This is a genomic window from Veronia pacifica (genome assembly GCF_001707825.1).
Classification (GTDB): Bacteria; Pseudomonadota; Gammaproteobacteria; order Enterobacterales; family Vibrionaceae; genus Veronia; species Veronia pacifica.
This window is the reverse complement of record NZ_LYBM01000153.1, coordinates 1-290: the sequence shown is the minus strand read 5'-3', so window position 1 is coordinate 290 and position 290 is coordinate 1. Positions and strand designations below refer to the sequence as shown.

Below are 290 nucleotides of genomic sequence, written 5' to 3'. Positions count from 1 at the left end.
TTCCATGCCGAACTCAGTAGTGAAACGCAACAGCGCCGATGGTAGTGTGGGGTCTCCCCATGTGAGAGTAGGACATCGCCAGGCTTTGAATTTAGGAAGCCCGTTGAGCGCAACGGGCTTTTCTTTCGCTCCGACTGATTGCAATGTGAGCGGCGTCAAAAAAAGGTTTTCACTGCATAAGAAATTATGCAAAAAAGATGAAAGTTTTTTCTTGACTGGATATCAGAATCGCGTAAGATACGCGGCCTGACTTGCTGAAGCGCACTGCGCCAAGGCACTGAAAGTCAACG

The 290-nt window shown here is 48.6% G+C and carries 1 rRNA gene; it reads left to right on the top strand.

What is annotated here, in order from left to right:
• Positions 1–84, top strand: a 5S ribosomal RNA gene (gene rrf / locus A8L45_RS25805); the annotation flags it as partial.
• Positions 85–290: the final 206 nt, after the last annotated feature.